An 18,144-nucleotide genomic window follows, 5' to 3' on the forward strand; every position below is an offset into this window, starting at 1 on the left:
GAGGGGGATAAGGCCTTTGTCCAAGTCTGAAGCGGCGGGGGACGGGCCTCTTTCAGACTGCGGCGTGATCAGGCGCCGGTGACTATGAAATGATGGGCCGAATGTGGTTTTTCAAGGGAAGCCGGGATTACAAATTTGTAACGTTTCCGTGTTTGGGCGCCCGCCTGTTTTCGAACTTTATATGGACGCACTGGCCGCCCCGCGCTATCCATGCGCCATGAAAAAAGGCGATCATCTCTTCCTCATCGACGGCTCGGGTTTCATCTTCCGGGCGTTCCACGCTTTGCCGCCGCTGACCCGCAAGTCTGACGGTCTGCCGGTCGGTGCGGTCTCGGGTTTCTGCAACATGCTGTGGAAGCTCCTGACCGATGCGCGCGATACCAGCGTCGGTGTCACGCCGACCCATCTGGCGGTCATCTTCGACTATTCGTCGAAGACCTTCCGCAAGGAACTCTACCCGGAATACAAGGCGAACCGTTCAGCACCGCCGGAAGAGTTGATACCGCAGTTCGGCCTCATCCGTCAGGCGACCCGTGCCTTCAATCTGCCCTGCATCGAGACCGAAGGCTTCGAGGCAGACGATATCATCGCCACTTACGCCCGCGCGGCGGAAGCGATCGGCGCCGATGTCACCATCGTTTCCTCCGACAAGGACCTGATGCAGCTGGTGACGACCAGCGTCCACATGTACGACAGCATGAAGGACAAGCAGATCGGCATCCCCGACGTCATCGAGAAATGGGGCGTGCCGCCGGAAAAGATGATCGACCTGCAATCGCTGACCGGCGATTCGACCGACAACGTGCCTGGTATTCCGGGGATCGGGCCGAAGACGGCGGCGCAGTTGCTCGAAGAGTTCGGCGATCTGGACACGCTTCTTGCCCGCGCCGAGGAGATCAAGCAGGTCAAGCGCCGCGAAAACATCGTCGCCAATGCCGACCGCGCCCGCCTTTCACGTCAGTTGGTGACGCTGAAGACCGATGTGCCGCTCGACATGCCGCTCGACGCGCTGGTGCTGGAAAAACAGGACGGACCTAAGCTCATCGGCTTCCTCAAGGCGATGGAGTTCACCACGCTCACCCGCCGTGTCGCCGAAGCCTGCGACTGCGATGCCGGCGCGATCGAAGCCGCCCTGGTGCAGGTCGAACGCGGCGATGCCGCCCACGGTCCCGACGTCGATACGCAGGAACCACCGTTGTCGGGTGAAGCCGGTGCTGTCGCATCGTCTTCCGCCCCGAAGCCAACGACTGTTTCCGCCACCACGGGAGATCCGACCCCCGCCGATCTCGCTGCCGCCCGCGCCGCTGCCTTTGCCGGACAGAAGATCGACCACTCCGCCTATGAGACGATTGGCGATCTCGCGGCGCTGGAGCGCTGGATTGCCGCCGCCCGCGAAACCGGTCTTGTCGCTTTCGATACGGAAACCACCTCGCTCGATCCGATGCAGGCGGAATTCGTCGGCTTCTCGCTGGCAATCGCCGACAATACCCGCTCGCCCGGTTCGACAGACATCCGCGCCGCCTATGTGCCGCTCGGTCACAGGACCGGTGGGGAAGACCTGTTCAGCGATGGTCTGAAGCTTGCCGAGGGCCAGATTCCCATGCAGGAGGCGCTGGCCGCCCTGAAGGAGCTGCTGGAAGATCCCTCCATTCTCAAGGTCGCGCAGAACCTCAAATACGATTACCTTCTGATGAAGCGCTATGGCATCGTCATCCAGGGCTTCGACGACACCATGCTGATTTCCTACGTGCTCGATGCGGGCAAGTCGAACCACGGCATGGATGGTCTTTCCGAACGCTGGCTCGGCCACACACCGATTGCCTACAAGGACGTCGCCGGCAGCGGCAAGTCGTCGGTGACCTTTGACCGCGTGGCGATCGACAAGGCGACGGCCTATGCGGCTGAGGATGCCGATGTCACGCTGCGGCTGTGGATGGTGCTGAAGCCGCGTCTCGCCGCAGAAAAGCTGACCCGCATTTACGAGCGGCTGGAACGGCCGTTGGTGCCGGTGCTTGCCGATATGGAAGAACGCGGCATCACCATCGATCGGCAGATCCTGTCGCGTCTCTCTGGTGAGCTTGCCCAGAAGGCGGCTGCCTTCGAGGATGAGATCTACGAACTCGCCGGCGAACGTTTCAATATCGGCTCGCCCAAGCAACTCGGCGATATCCTGTTCGGCAGGATGGGTTTGCCCGGCGGCTCCAAGACCAAGACCGGCCAGTGGTCCACTTCGGCGCAGGTGCTGGAAGATCTGGCCGCCGAAGGAGCGCCGCTGCCGCGCAAGATTGTCGACTGGCGCCAGCTCACCAAGCTGAAATCCACCTATACGGATGCGCTTCCCGGTTACGTCCATCCTGAAACGAAGCGCGTTCATACCAGCTATTCGCTGGCGGCGACGACGACAGGACGTCTGTCTTCCTCCGAGCCCAACCTGCAGAACATTCCGGTTCGCACGGCCGAAGGCCGCAAGATCCGAACCGCCTTCATCGCCTCACAGGGGCACAAGCTTCTCTCTGCCGACTACAGCCAGATTGAGCTGCGCGTGCTGGCCCATGTGGCAGATATCCCGCAACTGCGTCAGGCTTTCGCCGATGGCATCGACATTCATGCGATGACGGCTTCCGAGATATTCGGCGTTCCGGTCGAGGGCATGCCGTCCGAGGTTCGTCGCCGCGCCAAGGCGATCAACTTCGGCATCATCTACGGCATCTCCGCCTTCGGTCTCGCCAACCAGCTCGGCATCGAGCGGTCGGAGGCCGGCGACTACATCAAGAAGTATTTCGAGCGCTTCCCCGGCATCCGGGATTACATGGACAGCACCAAGGCGTTTGCCCGTGAGAACGGCTATGTCGAGACGATCTTCGGCCGCCGCGCCCATTACCCCGAGATCAAGTCGTCCAACCCCTCCATGCGTGCCTTCAATGAACGCGCGGCGATCAACGCTCCGATCCAGGGCTCTGCTGCGGATATCATCCGCCGGGCGATGATCAAGATCGAGCCGGTGCTGGCCGAGGCCGGACTGGGCGAAAAGGTCCGCATGCTGCTGCAGGTTCATGACGAACTGATCTTCGAGGTGGAGGACGAGGCGGTCGACGCCGCCATGCCGATCATCGTTGAAACCATGGAGCATGCCTCCATGCCGGCGGTTGCCATGCGCGTTCCGCTCAAGGTCGATGCACGCGCCGCGATGAACTGGGACGAGGCACACTGATCGGTTCCCGCTTTCTGACGGCGGGTGCCGTCGTCAGAAGCGTCCGTTTCGCGCTTCCACGTGGTTACGGATCGTCTGTTTCATCAGGGTAAGTGCCGCACTCGGTTCGACGCCTGCGGGCGTCGTCAGGCCGACGGCGCCGCGGGTTTCTCCCATGTCGATCTCAAGCTCGACCAGGCGGCCGCTCGACAGGTCGTCGGCGACCACGCCGCGCGAGATGAACCAGACCCCCCTGTGCCGCGAGACGAAAGCGCGACCGAAGGAGTCCGACACTGTTTCCACCGTATTGGGCAGTTCGGGAATGCCGTTGGTCAGAAGCAGCCGGTCGACGAAGGGGCGGATGACCGATCCCGCCGTCGGCATCAGCACAGTATAATTGGCGAGCGCGCCGAGCGTGAAATTGCGCCTGACCGCCAGCGGATGGTCTGGCGAAACGATGATGGCGACCTCCTCGCTGAAAAGCGGTTCGAAGATCAGGCCCGTCATGCGCTCGGGCGCCGCCAGTCGTCCGACCACGAGGTCGAGTTCCCCAAGCCTCAGCGAATCCAGCAGGAAGCGGTTTTCGCCCGAAACGATGGTGACGTGGGTCCCCGTGCCGATCGCGAGAAAATCCGCCAGCGCATCCGGCATGAAGGTGGCGGACGTGGTGGGCAGCGTGCCGATCCTCAGCGGCGGCCCGCCGGATGCGCGCGCCTGCGCAAGCGAATCCACCCCGCGCTGCACGGCGGCGAGGCTTTCGCCGGCGTGTTTCAGGAACACCTCGCCGAAATGCGAGATCCGGATGCCGCGACCTTCCTTCTCGAAAAGCGCTACGCCGAGAACCTCTTCAAGCTCGCGTATGGTGCGCGTCACGGCGGGCTGCGTGATCGCCAATGCATCGGCGGCCTTGCCCACGCTTCGCTGGCGTGCCACCTCAAGAAAGGTTTGCAAATGCCGGAATTTGATCCGCTGGTCCATAAATCATGCCAAAATGGTTATGGTTTTTGCCTCAGATATCATTTTTCCTATCGAAAATCATCGTCTAATTTCCAGCCCAGGTGAGGAGAAACACCATGGCATTCGCCACTATCAACGGAATCACGGTCCACTACGAACTGCTCGGCGATGTCGATGCGAAGAACCTCGTCGTATTTTCGAATTCGCTTGGCACCGATTTCCGTATCTGGCTCCCCGTCTTCGATGAACTCGTCGATGATGTCTCGGTCCTGCTCTACGATTCCCGCGGTCATGGACTGACGGGCGGCGCCGACAAGCCGTTCGGCATGGATGATCTCGTCGATGATCTCATTGCCCTCGTCGACCATGTCGGCATCAAGCGCGCCGTCTTCTGCGGCCTTTCGGTGGGCGGCATCATCTGCCAGGGCCTCTGGAAGAAGCGCCCGGACCTCGTCAGGAAGCTCGTGCTCTGCGACACCGCACCGAAGATCGGCACGGCGGAAGCCTGGAGCAGCCGCATCGATGCAGTCAAGGCGAATGGGCTGGAAAGCATCGCCGATGCCGTCATGGAGCGCTGGTTCACGCCCGACTTCCATCAGGAACGGGTCGAGGATCTCGCTGGTTATCGCCTGATGATGATGCGCCAGCCGGCCGATGGCTACAATTCCACCTGCGGCGCGATCCGCGATACCGATTTTTCCGATGTGCTGCCGACCATCACTGTCCCGACGCTCGTCGTCGTTGGCGATCAGGATGGCTCGACCCCGCCGGAACTCGTCAAGGCAGCAGCGGACCGGATCCCGGGTGCGCGTTTTGAAATCATCGAAGGCTGCGGCCACATCCCCTGCGTGGAGCAGCCGGAACAGCTGGCAGCCCTTTTGCAGCCCTTTGTCAGGAAGGCATGAAGCGAAAATGAGTGAAGCCCCCGAAAAGTCGGCCCGTTATCATCAGGGCATGGCGACCCGCCGCAGCGTGCTCGGCAATGGCTATGTCGACCAAGCACAGCAGTCGAAGACCGCCTTCGACGAGCCGTTCCAGGATCTGATCACGGAAGCCGCCTGGGGGCATGTCTGGTCACGGCCGCAATGGTCGAAGCGCGAGCGTTCCATGGTGACGATCGCGCTTCTGGCCGCGCTGGGACAGGACGACGAGGTTGCCATGCATGTAAGGGCAACCCGCAATACCGGCGCTTCGCGGGAGGATATTCTCGAGGCGCTGTTGCATGTGGCGATCTATGCCGGCGTGCCCGCCGCAAATCACGCGATCAAGATCGCCAAGGGCGTATTCAATGAAATGGATGCGGCAGAACATTCGGAGGAAGGGAAATGAGGAATACCATGCCAGAAACGGGGGCGTTTTTCCCCCGTGACCGTGAAATGCATCCCCCGGCCTATGCGCCGTGGTACAAGACCACCGTGCTGCGCTCGCCGCAGCGCGCGTTGATCTCGCTGGAAGGAACGAAAAGCGAGATCACGGGTCCCGTATTCGGCCACAACATGCTGAACGAGTTCGACAACGACCTGATCGTCAACTACGCCAAGCCCGGCGAAAGCCCGATCGGCCAGCGCATTCTCGTTCATGGTCGCGTGGTGGACGAGCGCGGCAAGGGTGTCGCCGGTGCGCTTGTCGAATTCTGGCAGGCCAATGCCGGCGGTCGCTATCGTCACAAGAAGGAAACCTATCTCGCGGCACTCGATCCGAACTTCGGCGGTGTCGGCCGCACGATTGCCGACGAAGACGGCTACTACTGGTTCAAGACCATCAAGCCCGGCCCTTATCCCTGGCCGAACGGCGTCAACGACTGGCGTCCGGCCCATATTCATTTTTCCATTTTCGGCCACGGCTTTGCCCAGCGTCTGATTACGCAGATGTATTTCGAAGGCGACCCTCTCATCTGGATGTGTCCCATCGTCAAGACGATCCCGGACGAGGAAGCCATCAGGCAGCTGATCGCGCCGCTCGACATGAACGCCACCATTCCCATGGACATGCGTGCCTACAAGTTCGACATCGTGCTGCGTGGCCGCCGGTCGACGCTGTTTGAAAACCGCAAGGAGGGCAACTGACATGGTTCAGCCGCTCGGTTATCTCAGGGAATCCGCGTCTCAGACGGCCGGTCCTTACGTTCATATCGGCTGCACGCCGAATTTCACCGGCATTCACGGCGTCTTCGAGACAGATCTGGGTTCCGGCCCTCTCGTCAATGACAAGACCAAGGGCGAGCGCATCACTGTCCGTGGCCGCGTGATCGACGGTTCCGGCACGCCGCTCAGGGATGCGCTGATCGAGATCTGGCAGGCCGATGCTGACGGCTTCTACCAGAGCCCGTCGGAAACCCGCGGCACCGCCGATCCGAATTTCCTCGGCTGGGCGCGTTGTCCTGGTGACATGGCGACCGGCGAATACGTCTTCGAGACCATCAAGCCGGGCCGCGTGCCCTTCCGCGATGGCCGCCTCATGGCGCCGCATATCACCTTCTGGATTGTCGCGCGTGGCATCAACATCGGTCTTCACACCCGCATGTATTTTGGTGACGAGGCCGAGGCGAATGCCGAGGATCCGGTTCTGGCGCGTATCGAGCACAAGGTCCGCGTGCCGACCCTGATCGCAGAGCGCGAAGGCAATACCTACACCTTCGACATCTACCTTCAGGGTGACAACGAGACGGTGTTCTTCGACATGTGATGTCGGGATGGAAAGCGGAGCAGAATCGGGCGGGCACATTTGCTGCCCGGTTGGAACTCCGCTCCGGTCCTCAAATTAGGACGGCGCGCTTCCCATGGGATCGCGCCGTCATCTGCGCTTTCCGTCGGCCTTTCCTCCGGTGAGGAAATAGCCGAAACTATCATCAGCCATCGGAGCAAGCCTGATCATGCCGTTGACGAACCTGCCCTATCTGGACCGCCTGCTCGGTGACGAGGCCGTTTCCCGGCATCTGGGCCTTGAGGCCGATCTGGTGGCGATGCTGCGGTTCGAGGTGGCGCTGGCAAGGGCCGAAGCTTCAGCCGGCATGCTCGATGCCGAAACGGCTGGCGAGATTGCCCGCAAGGCCGAAGGTTTCGTGCCGGATGCCGATCGCATGGCGGTGGCCACCCTGAAGGATGGCGTACCGGCGCCGAATTACGTCCAGCAATTACGTGAAAGGGTCGGGGGCGATGCCGCGGCCAAGGTGCATTTCGGCGCGACCACCCAGGATGCCGTCGATACGGCTCTCGCGCTGAAGCTTGAGCCGGTCTTCGCCCTTTTCGAGGAGCGTCTTGCCGCCATCGACAATGCCTTTGCCGATCTTCTCGCCCGCTTTGGCGATACGCCGCTGATGGCGCGTTCCCGCATGCAGGCGGCAATCGAGATCACCTCCGGCGCACGCATCAACGTCTGGCGCAAATCTGTCTCCCGCGTCGCCCTGGAGCTGGCGGGGCAGCGGCGTCAGATGATGATCCTGTCGCTTGCGGGTGCTGCCGGCACGGCCGAAAAATTCGGTGACCGGATCGACGCGGTGCGCGAAACCATGGCGGCGGAACTCGGCCTTGCCGTTCCGGACTACGTGCCCCATGCGGATCGCGGCCGGATCGCAGCTTTTGCAGGCTTCCTCTCCCGTCTCACCGGCGCGCTCGGCAAGTTCGGGCAGGATGTGGCGCTGATGGTGCAGAACGGTATCGACCAGATGGCTGTATCCGGCGGCGGCGGTTCCTCCGCCATGCCCCACAAGCACAATCCGGTTCGTGCCGAGATCCTCGTTACGCTCGCCCGCTACAACGCCACGCAGCTCTCGGCCATTCATCATGCGCTGGTACACGAGCAGGAACGTTCTGGCACCGCCTGGACGCTGGAATGGCTCGTCCTGCCGCAGATGATCGAAGCGACCGGCACGGCGCTCAACCACGCGCTTTCACTGCTGACGTCCGTCGAGCGCATCGGCGATCCGGCCTGATTTGCGTCGCGCGGTTCCGGATATTACTTAGCCGGATAATATACTAGGACTGAGAATTCCTCGCCAGTATACCTTCAAGGGTGCCCACGAGCGTCTTTCCGGCATCGGCCAGCAGGCCGCTATTGTCGATCGTCACGCAGTCGAACGCTTCGGGGATTTCGAGCGATCCACGGTTCAGCCGCGCGAGGATATCCTCGCGGGTCTCGCGGCCACGCTGCTCCAGCCTCTGCGCCAGGACTTCGGGTCGAGCCGTGATGTTGACGACGAGAAGCGGTGAAAACGCCTCGGCGAACCGACCGAGCACCGAGCGCGAGCCGTTGGCGACGACCAGATGTCCGAGCGCCAGCTTCTCGTGAACGGCCGACGGAATGCCATAGCTAAGGCCATGGGCATCCCAGTCCACCGCGAAGGCGCCTTCTTCCCGCATGCCGCGGAATTCGGCGTCGGAAACATCCTTGTGCTCTTCGCCGCCGGCATCGGCCGGGCGGGTGATCACCCGCTGGACGAAATGCACGTTCGCCCGCCCGGCAAAATGATCCTTCGCGATCTGGATGAGGCTGTCCTTGCCGGCGCCGCTCGGCCCCACCACGACAACCATGGTGCCGGTGGCCGCATTCGGGTGAAGCCTTGCCGCGCGTCCGTCCATCAGGCGACCCTGTTGCCTTCGCGCCAGACCGAACGCACGACCGGAACGCCCTCCTGACGACGTACCCGAACCAGATCGGCGCGCAGGCCTGCTGCGATCCGGCCGCGGTCGTCGAGGCTGACGGTGCGCGCCGGCGTCGAGGTGACCATGGCAAGCGCCTGCGGCAGGGAGATGTCCTCGAAATCATCGGCCAGAACGAAGGGCGCATGCAGCAGGCTGAGCGGCACGTAGTCTGAGGAAAGCACGTCGAGCACGCCGCGCGCGGCGAGGTCCCGTGCCGCGATATTACCGGAATGCGACTTGCCGCGCACCACATTCGGCGCGCCCATCAGTACGCTCATGCCCGCCTTGTGCGAGGCTTCGGCGGCATCGAAGCTGGTCGGGAATTCCGCAAGCTTCACGCCGTGCCCCATGGCTTCCTCAACATGGGCAAGCGTGGCGTCGTCGTGGCTCGCAACCGTGATGCCGCGCTGGGCGCAGATCCGTGCCAGCGTGTCGCGATGCGGGCGGGAAAACTGGGACGAAAGCGCCAGCCGGCTATCGACGAAGCGGGCGAAGGCTTCATCGGAAAGCCCGCGCTTGGTCTTGTAGTAGAGCGTGTACTGTTCCATCGTCTGGAACTGGCGCTGCCCCGGAGAATGGTCCATCAGCGAGACGAGCCGCACATGCGGATCGTTCTCGAAATCGGCGAAGTGGTCGAGCACGTTGTTGGACGCCACCTCACAGCGCAGGTGGATGAGATGGGTGGCGCGCAGCCGGTCTTCCTTTTCGGCCGCCTGAATGGCATCGGCCATCTCCCGCATTTCGCCAAGTTCGAAGCCGCCATCCTCGTCCGAGCCCATGCGCAGGCAGTCGAAGACCGTGGTGATGCCGGAGGTGACGACCTGTGCATCATGGGCCTGGATTGCCGATGTCTTGTTCCAGCGCACGCCGGGACGCGGCGAATAGTGCGATTCCAGGTGATCGGTATGAAGCTCGACGAGGCCGGCAATCAGATAGTCGCCGCCGAAATCCTCGCCCGTCCGGCTCGCACCTTCCGAAATATCGGTGATGCGTCCGTCGCGGATCTGGACGGAGCCGGAGAGGAGCTGGTCTTCCAGAACGATGAGGGCATTGCTGAAAACGGTTTCGGCGGACATTTTCTCAAGGCTTTCGAAAGGATCAGGCGGCCGCAAGCGGCTGCCAGTCGTGGACGATGAAGGGCGCGCCGCGTTCCGGTTCTATGAACAGGGCGAGCCCGGAAATGCGCAAGGGGCGACGGATGAAATCGGCAAAGCGCCGGTTCAGCACTTCGGCCATGGCGCTTGCCCGTTCCTCCGGAACGGGGCCGGTGAGCGTCATGTGAAAACGGAACTCTTCCATGACATATGGATAGCCCCAGCGCATCAGGTGGGCGCGCTGGGCCTCGTTCATTCGCTCCGGCCGGCGGCGGGCGATATCGGCCTCGCCGAGCGGCGCGCGAAACGGCTCGAATGCCTCGACGATAGAAGCCGCAAATGCCTGCAGCGGCGGATGAAGCTCTGCGGGAACGAGCGCGAAGAAGGGGCCGATACGGTTCACCACCGCCGACGGAATGTCGAAGGCGGCATTGGTCGCGCAGAAGTCCCGGAAGCCTTCGATGAGCGCGGCTTCACTCGAACCGTCGGCAAGTGCGAAAGGAGCCTTGAGCGTGGCGTGGAAACCGTAGCGGCGAGGATCGGCGGTAAGTTCGGTGCGCTCTTCTTGGGAGAAGTCCGCGACGGGTTGAATGGCGCTCTCCATGCCGCTGAAGGCATCACGTCCCAGCCAGTCCGATGCCGCCAGCGTCAACGGATGATCGGCTTCCGGGGTGAAGTAGACGGCATAGCGCAAGAGAGCATTCCTCGGATCGATGGACGGGTCGCCACCATGGGCTGCTTCGTCGTCCAAAGGCAAGACCGGCTGGCTAGCCGATCCGCGTGACAGATTGATGATACCGGCCGGTATCCGGCGAAATAAATCAGTGTTGCGTACCGATCAGTCTTGATCGCAGGGCATTCGAGATCGAGTCGAAGATGAAGACCACGAGCAGGATCAGCAGCACCATGTAGGCGACCTTGTCCCAGTCGGCATTCGTGCCCATCGCTTCGAGCAGTTTGAGACCGATACCGCCGGCACCGACAGCGCCGATCACGGTGGCAGAGCGGGTGTTCGATTCCCAGAAGTAGAGCGACTGGGAGATGAACACCGGCAGGACCTGCGGCACCACGCCGAAGCGGTTGACGATGACCGGATTCGCACCGACGGATTTCACGCCCTCGCGCTGCTTGTCGTCGACGTTCTCGACCGCTTCGGCATAGACCTTGCCGAGCGCGCCGGCGTCGGTGAAGAAGATCGCCGCGATGCCGGGGATCGGTCCGGGACCGAAGGAGCGGGTGAAGAACAAAGCCCAGATCAGCATGTCGACGGAGCGGAGGAAATCGAAGAGCCGCTTCATGCCCCAGTTAGCGGCGCGGTTGCGGGTAATGTTACGCGCGGCGATGAAGGCGAGCGGAAAGGCGAACAGCGTGCCGAGCAGCGTGCCGACAAAGGCCATCACCAGCGTCTGCAGAAGCTTCGACAGAATATCGCTGTGCTGCCAGACGCTGTTGCCGAGGAAATCGTCGACCATGTGCCCGATGTTGGAGCGGTTGGGATCGAGGCGTTCGCCGAAAGTGGCGAGTGCTGCAAGTTCACCCCAGTCCTTGCCCCAGAAGTCCGATTTGGGGTCGAACATGAAGTTCGCCCAGCCGAGGAAGCGGCGCTGGACATAGACCTGGCCCGAACGGATTTCGGCCTGACCCTCGAAGCCATAATTGACGACCACCTTGTTGCCGTCCTGCACGATAGAGGAGGGTGCGTCCGCGACCACGGTCACGGCATCTCCGCTGATCGTCACCGGATAGACGGTGCCGTTGACATAGACATCGACCCTGTCGGTCGTCACGTCGAGGCGATCGCCCTCCCGGCCGTAGGTGACCGAATAGCCGCCATTCTCGATCGGCTGCAGCCAGGAGATATCGGCGCCCTGGGCATATTGGCCGCGGCTCGACCATTGAACCTTGACGGTACCGTCGTCCTGGAACCGCAGGCGCGGCTGGGCGCGCCACGAATACCAGTCCTGGACATAGAGCGAGGCACGGTCCCACTGGCCGTTCATGAAGGCGGGGCCGACATTGAAGGCGAAGAAGCAGATGGCGAGATAGATGGTGACGATGCCGGAGCCGATTACGAGCCCAAAGCGCTGCATGAAGGAGCGATGGAAGACCTGCGGATACTGGCTGCGCAGGCGCTCGCGTTCGGATGCGTGGATGGTGGGTACCGAGGACATCAGGCTGCTCCCCTGCCGAATTCGAAGGACTGCTGGCCGATCAGCCGGCGGCGAAGCCAGGCGGAGAACTGGTCGATGATGATGATGCTGACGAGCAGCAGGATGATGATCGCATAGGTCTTGGCAGCGTGATCGCGACCGATCGCCAGGCGGAAGACCTCGCCGATACCGCCGCCGCCGACGGCGCCGATGATGGTGGAGGCGCGAACGTTAACCTCGGCGCGCAGCAGCGTGTAGGAGACGAAATTCGGCAGCACCTGGGGAACGATGGCGAAGCGCACCCGCTCGACCCAGTTTGCGCCGGCGGCACGCAGGCCCTCGTCCGGCTTCATGTCGGAATTCTCGACTACTTCGAAGAACAGCTTGCCGAGCGCGCCAATCGTATGGACCGTGATGGCGATGATCGCCGCAATCGGGCCGATCGAAAGGATCGCGGTCAGGAGGCCGGCTATGACGATTTCCGGAAAGGCGCGCATCACTTCCATGATGCGGCGGACGACGAAGCGGGTCGCGCCGGCGCCGACGAGATTGGTCGAGGCGAAGAAGCAGAGCAGGAAGGCAAGGGCCGCACCGATGATGGTCGAGACCAGCGCGATATTGATCGTGATGATCAACTGGTAGAAGAAGTTCGGAATGTAGAGTGTGTCGGTGATGTAATGGCGGTCGGCGGTGTAGTTGTACTTCAGTGAGCCGTCGGCATAGGGCGAGGGCAGGTCGAACATCGCCCGGACGATTTCCATCGGGCTGTCGGGCACGAAACTGCGGATGAAATCGAAGAAATAGGGCAGGCGTTCGAAGAACTTGCCGGCATTGGCGTCATTGGCGAATTTCAGCGAGGCGATGAGCACGGCGAGAAAGACGACGATCGAGATCGCTGTATAGACACGGCGTGTCCTGATCTGCTGCCGGTAGTGCCGCATCATCAGGGAAGCTGCAGGACCGAGCCCGCTCCCGTGGTCGCCACTCTGACCGCCCAATGGGCCGCCACTGTTCTGTTCGCTGATGGTCGCCATGATCCGCGCTCCCGGTTGTCGAACGGCGGCGTCTTTCAACGCCGCCGCCGGATGATGTTCTAGGAAAATCAGCCGCCGATAACGGACTTACGAGCGTCGATGATCGTCTGGTAGAAGGACGGATCGACCTTGATGTATTCCTTGTTGTCGCCCTGGGTGTAGGCCTTGAAGCAATCGTGATCTTTCTTCGGCAGTTCCAGGAAGAAGGCTTCGACCTTGTCGCGCATTTCCTGCGGCAGCTTGTTGGAAACCATCAGCGGGCCGTTCGGGATCAGCGGCGACTTCCAGACTTCGACGATATCGTCCATGTCGAGGATGCCCTTGTTGACCATCTGGTGCAGGTTGCCGCCGGTGTAGCCCTCTTCCCACTTGCCAACGCCCGAACCGAAGGTCGTGCCGGCATCGAACTTCTTGTCGAGAACGGCGAGAACGAGGTTCTCGTGGCCGCCGCCGAAGCCGGTTTCAGAGAAGTAGTCCTTGACCGAGGCGCCGATTTCCTTCGGCAGGGCGACGTTCGGGACGAGGTAGCCGGAGGTCGAGTCCGGATCGGCGAAGCCGAGCTTCTTGCCCTTCAGGTCGGCGAGCGTCTTGATGCCGCTGTCCTTGCGGGCAACCATGATCGAGTAGTAACCGCTGGAGCCGTCTGACTGGGTGTAGGTCAGGATCGGGTCGACGGCGTTCGGGTCCTTGATCGCGATGGCGGCGTAGGAGGAGGCGCCCATCGAAGCGATGTCGATCGTGCCGCCGAGCAGGCCCTGGATGACGCCGTTATAGTCCGGCGACGGGAAGATCTGGACTTCCGGAACGCCGGTCGCAGCCTTCAGGCCATCGGCGACACACTGGGTGTTGCGGATCTGGTCGGCTTCGTTTTCCGAGCCGTCGAGGCCGATGCGCAGAACCTTGACGTCCTGAGCCATTGCGGAGCTTGCGACGACGCCGAGTGCGACGGCAGCAAGAAGAGCTTTCTTGAGCATGGTGATCTCCTGTTTCCGGACCATCCGGAGTTTCGTCATGAAAAGTGCCCTTTACGCGGGCAGACGATCGAAGGTGCGGGTCTCAGGCCCTGGCGCTTGCCAGTGTGCCGATACCGCCCGATTGCTTTTCCCCGCTCGCCTCTGCGCCGGGGATGTTGATGCTGGTCGAGGTCATCGTCTCGTCGATGCCGGCGCCGTCCTTGTCGGAGCCGTAGATTTCCTGCACGGCATCCGCATTGAGTTCGGAAGGCGGGCCGTCGAAGACGACGCGGCCGCTCGCCATGCCGATGATCCGCTCGCAATAGCTGCGCGCGGTATCCAGCGTGTGCAGGTTGGTGATGACGGTGATGCCATCGCGTTCGTTGATGTCGCGCAGCGCGTCCATCACGATCTTGGCGTTCAGCGGATCGAGCGAGGCTATCGGCTCGTCGGCGAGCAGCATCTTCGGTGCCTGCATCAGGGCGCGGGCGATGGCGACGCGCTGCTGCTGACCTCCGGAAAGCGTTCCCGCGCGCTGCATGGCCGTCTGTTCGATGCCGAGGCGCTCGAGCGCTGCGATGGCAGCAAGCCGCTCGTCGTCGGAAAAGATGCTGAGAAGGCTCATCATCGTCGAGCGGTGATTGAGCCGGCCGAGCATGACATTGGTCAGAACGTCGAGGCGCGGCACGAGGTTGAACTGCTGGAAGATCATCGCGCAGTCGCGCTGCCAGTTGCGCAGGCCCTTGCCGCGCAACGACGAAACTTCCGCGCCACCGAAATGAATGGAACCCGTGGAAGGATCGACCAGACGGTTGATCATGCGCAGCAGCGTCGACTTGCCGGCCCCCGAACGTCCGATGACGCCCACCATCTGGCCTGCCGGAATTTCCAGGCTGACATTGTCGACGGCAATATGCTGTCCGAATTGCCGGGTGACGTTTTTCAGCTGAAATCGCATGTCTTTTCTTTCGACGTCATGTCCACGTTGTGGGCAATGCTCTAGCGACAGTTGATGAAGCGCCAATGTCAGTTATGTGTAAGAAATATTATACCAACTAAGTATTTGGTTTTTATTGATATTTAAGCGTATTTCGCCACGAAAGCCCCTGCCGGCAGGGCGCGGAAATCGGCAAGTGCTGCAAACAGTTGGTCGTGCGGCCAGTCCCACCAGGCGAGCTTTTCCATGCCCTCGGCAGTCTGAGCGTCGAAACGCTCGCGGATGAGTTTGGCGGGCACGCCGCCGACGATGGTGTAGGGGGCGACATCCTTGGAGACGACCGCTCCGGCGCCGATCACCGCGCCGTTTCCAACTGTCACGCCGGTGAGGATGGTGGCCCCGTGTCCGATCCAGGTGTCATGCCCAATGGTCACGATCTTGCTGCGTCGGGCGGCAAAATACTCGGCCTCTTCGGGTTCCAGGTCGGCCCAGTAGTCGCCCGGCCTGTAGGTGAAGTGGTGCAGTGTCGCGCGCTCGACGGGATGGTTGGTGGCATTGACGCGCACGAAAGCCGCGATGTTGGAGAACTTGCCGATCCTGGTGTTCCAGAGATGGCCGTGTTCCATGATGTAGGAATAGTCGCCGATCTCGCATTCCCGGATGCGGCAGAATTCAGTCACCTTGGTGTAGCGGCCAAGCGTGGTCGTCTTCACCAGCGCCGTCTCGTGGATCATGGGCGTTTCAGACAGGAGACGGGTCATGCTGCGGCCTTCCGCGGCGAAAACTGCGAGACGTCGAGAATGCGGTCGGCGACGAGTTCGCGCACTTCCTCGTCGTGGAAGATGCCGAGAAGGGCAATGCCCTGCTTCTTCTTGGCGCGGATCATCTCGACGACGACGGCGCGGTTGGTGGCGTCGAGAGATGCCGTTGGCTCATCCAGCAAGAGTATGCGGTGATCGGTGATGAAGCCTCGGGCGATGTTCACGCGCTGCTGCTCTCCGCCGGAAAAGGTCGCCGGCGGCAATTGCCAGTGTTCCCTGGGCAGGTTGAGCCTCGACAGCAGGTCCGCTGCCTTCTCGCGTGCTTCCTCTGCCGAAACCCCTCGGGCGACTAGCGGTTCGGCGACGACGTCGAGGGTGGAAACGCGCGGAACGGTCCTGAGGAACTGGCTGACATAGCCGAGCGTCGAGCGGCGCACATCGAGCACCGCGCGCGGATCGGCTGTCGCGATGTCGATGATGCGGCCGAGATGATCGATAAGGATCTGTCCGGTATCGACGGCGTAATTGCCGTAGAGCATCTTCAGGATCGAGCTCTTGCCGACGCCCGACGGGCCGCCGAGCACGACGCATTCGCCGCCGGCAACCGAAAACGAAACATTGGAGACGACCGGCAGCTTGAGGCCGCCGCGCAGATGCATGGTGAAGCTCTTCGAGACTTCGGAAACGACGAGAGGCGTGGCCATGGTTTTTCCTGTTCTCAGACCTGCAGGATCGATGAGACGAGCAGTTGGGTATAGGGTTCGCGCGGATCGTCCAGCACCCGGTCGGTCAGGCCGTGTTCGATGACATGGCCGTCCTTCATCACCATCATGCGATGGGAAAGAAGGCGGGCGACGGCGAGGTCATGGGTAACGACGATGGCCGCGAGACCGAGATCGTTGACGAGGCCGCGCACGAGGTCGAGCAAACGAGCCTGCACGGAAACGTCGAGGCCGCCGGTCGGCTCGTCCATGAAGACCAGCCGCGGGCCGGTGACGAGATTGCGGGCGATCTGCAGGCGCTGGCGCATGCCGCCGGAAAAGGCGCGCGGCTGGTCGTCGATGCGGTCGGTGGAGATCTCGACGCGTTCCAGCCATTCCGATGCCGTCTGGCGGATATGGCCATAATGCCGGTCGCCGACCGCCATCAGGCGTTCTCCGACATTGGCGCCGGCCGAAACCGTCATGCGCAGGCCGTCGGCTGGGTTCTGGTGCACGAAGCCCCAGTCGGTGCGCATCAGGAAGCGGCGCTCCGCCTCGTTCATGTGGTAGAGGTCGCGATACTGGCCGTCGCGCATGTGGTATTCGACGCTGCCGGTCGTCGGCATCAGCCGGGTCGAGATGCAGTTGAGCAGGGTGGTCTTGCCTGAACCGGACTCACCGACGATGGCGAGAACCTCGCCGGGCCAGAGTTCGAAGGCGACGTTGCTGCAGCCGATGCGGCTGCCGTAGAATTTCGACAGGTCGCGAACCTTGAGAAGCGGTTGGTCGGTCATTCGGCTGCCTCCTTGTTCGGTGCGAGCAGATGGCCGGCATGGCCGTGTTCCCGGCGTTCCTCGCAATGGTCGGTGTCGGAGCAGACGAACATGCGTCCGCCCTTGTCGTCGAGAATGACCTCGTCGAGATAGACGTTCTCTGCGCCGCACAGCGCGCAGGGCCTGTCGAAACGCTGGATCTCGAAGGGATGGTCCTCGAAATCCAGGCTGACGACTTCGGTAAAGGGCGGAATGGCGTAGATGCGCTTCTCGCGGCCGGCGCCGAAGAGCTGGAGCGCTTCCGACATGTGCATCTTCGGATTGTCGAACTTCGGCGTCGGCGAGGGGTCCATCACGTAGCGTCCCGCGACCTTGACCGGATAGGCATAGGTGGTGGCGATCCGGCCGTTGCGGGCGATATCCTCGTAGAGCTTCACATGCATGAGCCCGTATTCCTCAAGCGCATGCATCTTGCGCGTTTCCGTCTCGCGCGGTTCGAGGAAGCGCAGCGGTTCGGGGATCGGAACCTGATAGACGAGCACATGGTTCTCGTTGAGCGTCTCTTCCGGAATGCGGTGGCGGGTCTGGATGATCGTTGCCTCACGGGTGTGGGTGGTCACCGCGACATTGGCGACCTTCTGGAAGAAGGCCCGGATGGAAACGGCATTGGTGGTGTCGTCGGCACCCTGGTCGATCACCTTCAGCACGTCCTCGGGGCCGAGGATCGAGGCCGTGACCTGCACACCGCCCGTTCCCCAGCCATAGGGCATAGGCATTTCGCGGGATGCGAAAGGCACCTGATAGCCGGGTATCGCGATGGCTTTCAGGATCGCGCGGCGGATCATCCGCTTGGTCTGTTCGTCGAGATAAGCGAAATTATAGCTCGCTAGGTCGCCATACTGCGAAACTTCTTGCGTCATCGGGCGTTGTCCTTGCTCTGAAGGAGGTGCTGGA

Annotated in this window: 18 protein-coding genes; 6 read left to right on the forward strand and 12 right to left on the reverse strand. The window is 62.1% G+C overall.

Annotation, left to right across the window (positions count from 1 at the left end; all coding sequences use genetic code 11):
• Positions 1-217 precede the first annotated feature (217 nt).
• On the forward strand, positions 218-3,211 hold the full coding sequence (polA, locus tag NBH21_RS13420; protein ID WP_250914264.1) for a DNA polymerase I: 2,994 nt from the start codon (positions 218-220) through the stop codon (positions 3,209-3,211).
• Positions 3,212-3,244: 33 nt separating this feature from the next.
• On the opposite strand, the gene pcaQ is transcribed toward polA, so the two are convergent.
• Entirely contained in the window at positions 3,245-4,168 is a 924-nt protein-coding gene (gene pcaQ / locus NBH21_RS13425; RefSeq protein ID WP_250914184.1) for a pca operon transcription factor PcaQ, read from the reverse strand.
• A 95-nt stretch (positions 4,169-4,263) separates the two neighbouring features.
• Here pcaQ and pcaD point away from each other — a divergent pair, with 95 nt between their 5' ends.
• The 5 genes from pcaD (at position 4,264) to NBH21_RS13450 (ending at position 8,078) form a co-directional block, all read left to right on the forward strand.
• On the forward strand, positions 4,264-5,052 hold the full coding sequence (pcaD, locus tag NBH21_RS13430) for a 3-oxoadipate enol-lactonase (RefSeq protein WP_250914183.1): 789 nt from the start codon (positions 4,264-4,266) through the stop codon (positions 5,050-5,052).
• A 7-nt stretch (positions 5,053-5,059) separates the two neighbouring features.
• Complete coding sequence (gene pcaC / locus NBH21_RS13435; RefSeq protein WP_099056109.1) at positions 5,060-5,476, forward strand: 4-carboxymuconolactone decarboxylase; 417 nt, start codon at positions 5,060-5,062, stop codon at positions 5,474-5,476.
• Positions 5,473-6,213 (forward strand): protocatechuate 3,4-dioxygenase subunit beta, encoded by a 741-nt coding sequence (gene pcaH, locus NBH21_RS13440; protein ID WP_250914182.1) that lies wholly within the window; start codon positions 5,473-5,475, stop codon positions 6,211-6,213. Before pcaC ends, pcaH begins: the two co-directional genes overlap by 4 nt.
• A 1-nt stretch (position 6,214) precedes the next feature.
• Positions 6,215-6,832 carry a protocatechuate 3,4-dioxygenase subunit alpha gene (gene pcaG / locus NBH21_RS13445; RefSeq protein ID WP_250914181.1) on the forward strand — a complete coding sequence of 206 codons (618 nt, stop codon included), beginning with the start codon at positions 6,215-6,217 and terminating at the stop codon, positions 6,830-6,832.
• A 187-nt stretch (positions 6,833-7,019) separates the two neighbouring features.
• Positions 7,020-8,078, forward strand: coding sequence for a 3-carboxy-cis,cis-muconate cycloisomerase (locus tag NBH21_RS13450; RefSeq protein WP_250914180.1), 1,059 nt, complete (start codon positions 7,020-7,022; stop codon positions 8,076-8,078).
• 43 nt (positions 8,079-8,121) lie between these two features.
• On the opposite strand, the gene phnN is transcribed toward NBH21_RS13450, so the two are convergent.
• The 11 genes from phnN to NBH21_RS13505 form a co-directional block, all read right to left on the reverse strand.
• Positions 8,122-8,724: a phosphonate metabolism protein/1,5-bisphosphokinase (PRPP-forming) PhnN gene (gene phnN, locus NBH21_RS13455; protein WP_250914179.1), complete on the reverse strand. Its 603-nt coding sequence runs from the start codon at positions 8,722-8,724 to the stop codon at positions 8,122-8,124.
• Positions 8,724-9,863: an alpha-D-ribose 1-methylphosphonate 5-triphosphate diphosphatase gene (locus NBH21_RS13460; protein ID WP_250914178.1), complete on the reverse strand. Its 1,140-nt coding sequence runs from the start codon at positions 9,861-9,863 to the stop codon at positions 8,724-8,726. Before NBH21_RS13460 ends, phnN begins: the two co-directional genes overlap by 1 nt.
• Before the next feature lie 22 nt (positions 9,864-9,885).
• Complete coding sequence (locus tag NBH21_RS13465) at positions 9,886-10,575, reverse strand: DUF1045 domain-containing protein (RefSeq protein ID WP_342452011.1); 690 nt, start codon at positions 10,573-10,575, stop codon at positions 9,886-9,888.
• A gap of 127 nt (positions 10,576-10,702) precedes the next feature.
• Complete coding sequence (gene phnE / locus NBH21_RS13470; RefSeq protein ID WP_250914176.1) at positions 10,703-12,052, reverse strand: phosphonate ABC transporter, permease protein PhnE; 1,350 nt, start codon at positions 12,050-12,052, stop codon at positions 10,703-10,705.
• Positions 12,052-12,975 carry a phosphonate ABC transporter, permease protein PhnE gene (gene phnE, locus NBH21_RS13475; RefSeq protein ID WP_342452012.1) on the reverse strand — a complete coding sequence of 308 codons (924 nt, stop codon included), beginning with the start codon at positions 12,973-12,975 and terminating at the stop codon, positions 12,052-12,054. Before phnE (NBH21_RS13475) ends, phnE (NBH21_RS13470) begins: the two co-directional genes overlap by 1 nt.
• A 158-nt stretch (positions 12,976-13,133) precedes the next feature.
• Positions 13,134-14,039 (reverse strand): phosphonate ABC transporter substrate-binding protein, encoded by a 906-nt coding sequence (phnD, locus tag NBH21_RS13480; RefSeq protein WP_250914175.1) that lies wholly within the window; start codon positions 14,037-14,039, stop codon positions 13,134-13,136.
• An 82-nt stretch (positions 14,040-14,121) separates the two neighbouring features.
• Positions 14,122-14,976, reverse strand: coding sequence for a phosphonate ABC transporter ATP-binding protein (gene phnC, locus NBH21_RS13485; protein ID WP_250914174.1), 855 nt, complete (start codon positions 14,974-14,976; stop codon positions 14,122-14,124).
• Between the two features lie 122 nt (positions 14,977-15,098).
• Positions 15,099-15,716 (reverse strand): DapH/DapD/GlmU-related protein, encoded by a 618-nt coding sequence (locus NBH21_RS13490; RefSeq protein WP_250914173.1) that lies wholly within the window; start codon positions 15,714-15,716, stop codon positions 15,099-15,101.
• Entirely contained in the window at positions 15,713-16,420 is a 708-nt protein-coding gene (phnL, locus tag NBH21_RS13495; RefSeq protein WP_250914172.1) for a phosphonate C-P lyase system protein PhnL, read from the reverse strand. Before phnL ends, NBH21_RS13490 begins: the two co-directional genes overlap by 4 nt.
• A gap of 14 nt (positions 16,421-16,434) precedes the next feature.
• Positions 16,435-17,211: a phosphonate C-P lyase system protein PhnK gene (gene phnK, locus NBH21_RS13500; protein ID WP_099056118.1), complete on the reverse strand. Its 777-nt coding sequence runs from the start codon at positions 17,209-17,211 to the stop codon at positions 16,435-16,437.
• Positions 17,208-18,110, reverse strand: a complete 903-nt coding sequence (locus tag NBH21_RS13505; RefSeq protein ID WP_250914171.1) for an alpha-D-ribose 1-methylphosphonate 5-phosphate C-P-lyase PhnJ — start codon at positions 18,108-18,110, stop codon at positions 17,208-17,210. Before NBH21_RS13505 ends, phnK begins: the two co-directional genes overlap by 4 nt.
• Positions 18,111-18,144: the final 34 nt, after the last annotated feature.

The sequence above is a fragment of the Ciceribacter sichuanensis genome, assembly GCF_024055605.1.
GTDB classification, from domain to species: domain Bacteria; phylum Pseudomonadota; class Alphaproteobacteria; order Rhizobiales; family Rhizobiaceae; genus Allorhizobium; species Allorhizobium sichuanense.

Coding starts and splice junctions, on each gene's coding strand:
- polA (WP_250914264.1), top strand. CDS start 218: ATGAAAAAAGGCGATCATCTCTTCCTCATCGACGGCTCGGGTTTCATC.
- pcaQ (WP_250914184.1), bottom strand. CDS start 4,168: ATGGACCAGCGGATCAAATTCCGGCATTTGCAAACCTTTCTTGAGGTG.
- pcaD (WP_250914183.1), top strand. CDS start 4,264: ATGGCATTCGCCACTATCAACGGAATCACGGTCCACTACGAACTGCTC.
- pcaC (WP_099056109.1), top strand. CDS start 5,060: ATGAGTGAAGCCCCCGAAAAGTCGGCCCGTTATCATCAGGGCATGGCG.
- pcaH (WP_250914182.1), top strand. CDS start 5,473: ATGAGGAATACCATGCCAGAAACGGGGGCGTTTTTCCCCCGTGACCGT.
- pcaG (WP_250914181.1), top strand. CDS start 6,215: ATGGTTCAGCCGCTCGGTTATCTCAGGGAATCCGCGTCTCAGACGGCC.
- NBH21_RS13450 (WP_250914180.1), top strand. CDS start 7,020: ATGCCGTTGACGAACCTGCCCTATCTGGACCGCCTGCTCGGTGACGAG.
- phnN (WP_250914179.1), bottom strand. CDS start 8,724: ATGGACGGACGCGCGGCAAGGCTTCACCCGAATGCGGCCACCGGCACC.
- NBH21_RS13460 (WP_250914178.1), bottom strand. CDS start 9,863: ATGTCCGCCGAAACCGTTTTCAGCAATGCCCTCATCGTTCTGGAAGAC.
- phnE (WP_250914176.1), bottom strand. CDS start 12,052: ATGTCCTCGGTACCCACCATCCACGCATCCGAACGCGAGCGCCTGCGC.
- phnE (WP_342452012.1), bottom strand. CDS start 12,975: ATGATGCGGCACTACCGGCAGCAGATCAGGACACGCCGTGTCTATACA.
- phnD (WP_250914175.1), bottom strand. CDS start 14,039: ATGCTCAAGAAAGCTCTTCTTGCTGCCGTCGCACTCGGCGTCGTCGCA.
- phnC (WP_250914174.1), bottom strand. CDS start 14,976: ATGCGATTTCAGCTGAAAAACGTCACCCGGCAATTCGGACAGCATATT.
- NBH21_RS13490 (WP_250914173.1), bottom strand. CDS start 15,716: ATGACCCGTCTCCTGTCTGAAACGCCCATGATCCACGAGACGGCGCTG.
- phnL (WP_250914172.1), bottom strand. CDS start 16,420: ATGGCCACGCCTCTCGTCGTTTCCGAAGTCTCGAAGAGCTTCACCATG.
- phnK (WP_099056118.1), bottom strand. CDS start 17,211: ATGACCGACCAACCGCTTCTCAAGGTTCGCGACCTGTCGAAATTCTAC.
- NBH21_RS13505 (WP_250914171.1), bottom strand. CDS start 18,110: ATGACGCAAGAAGTTTCGCAGTATGGCGACCTAGCGAGCTATAATTTC.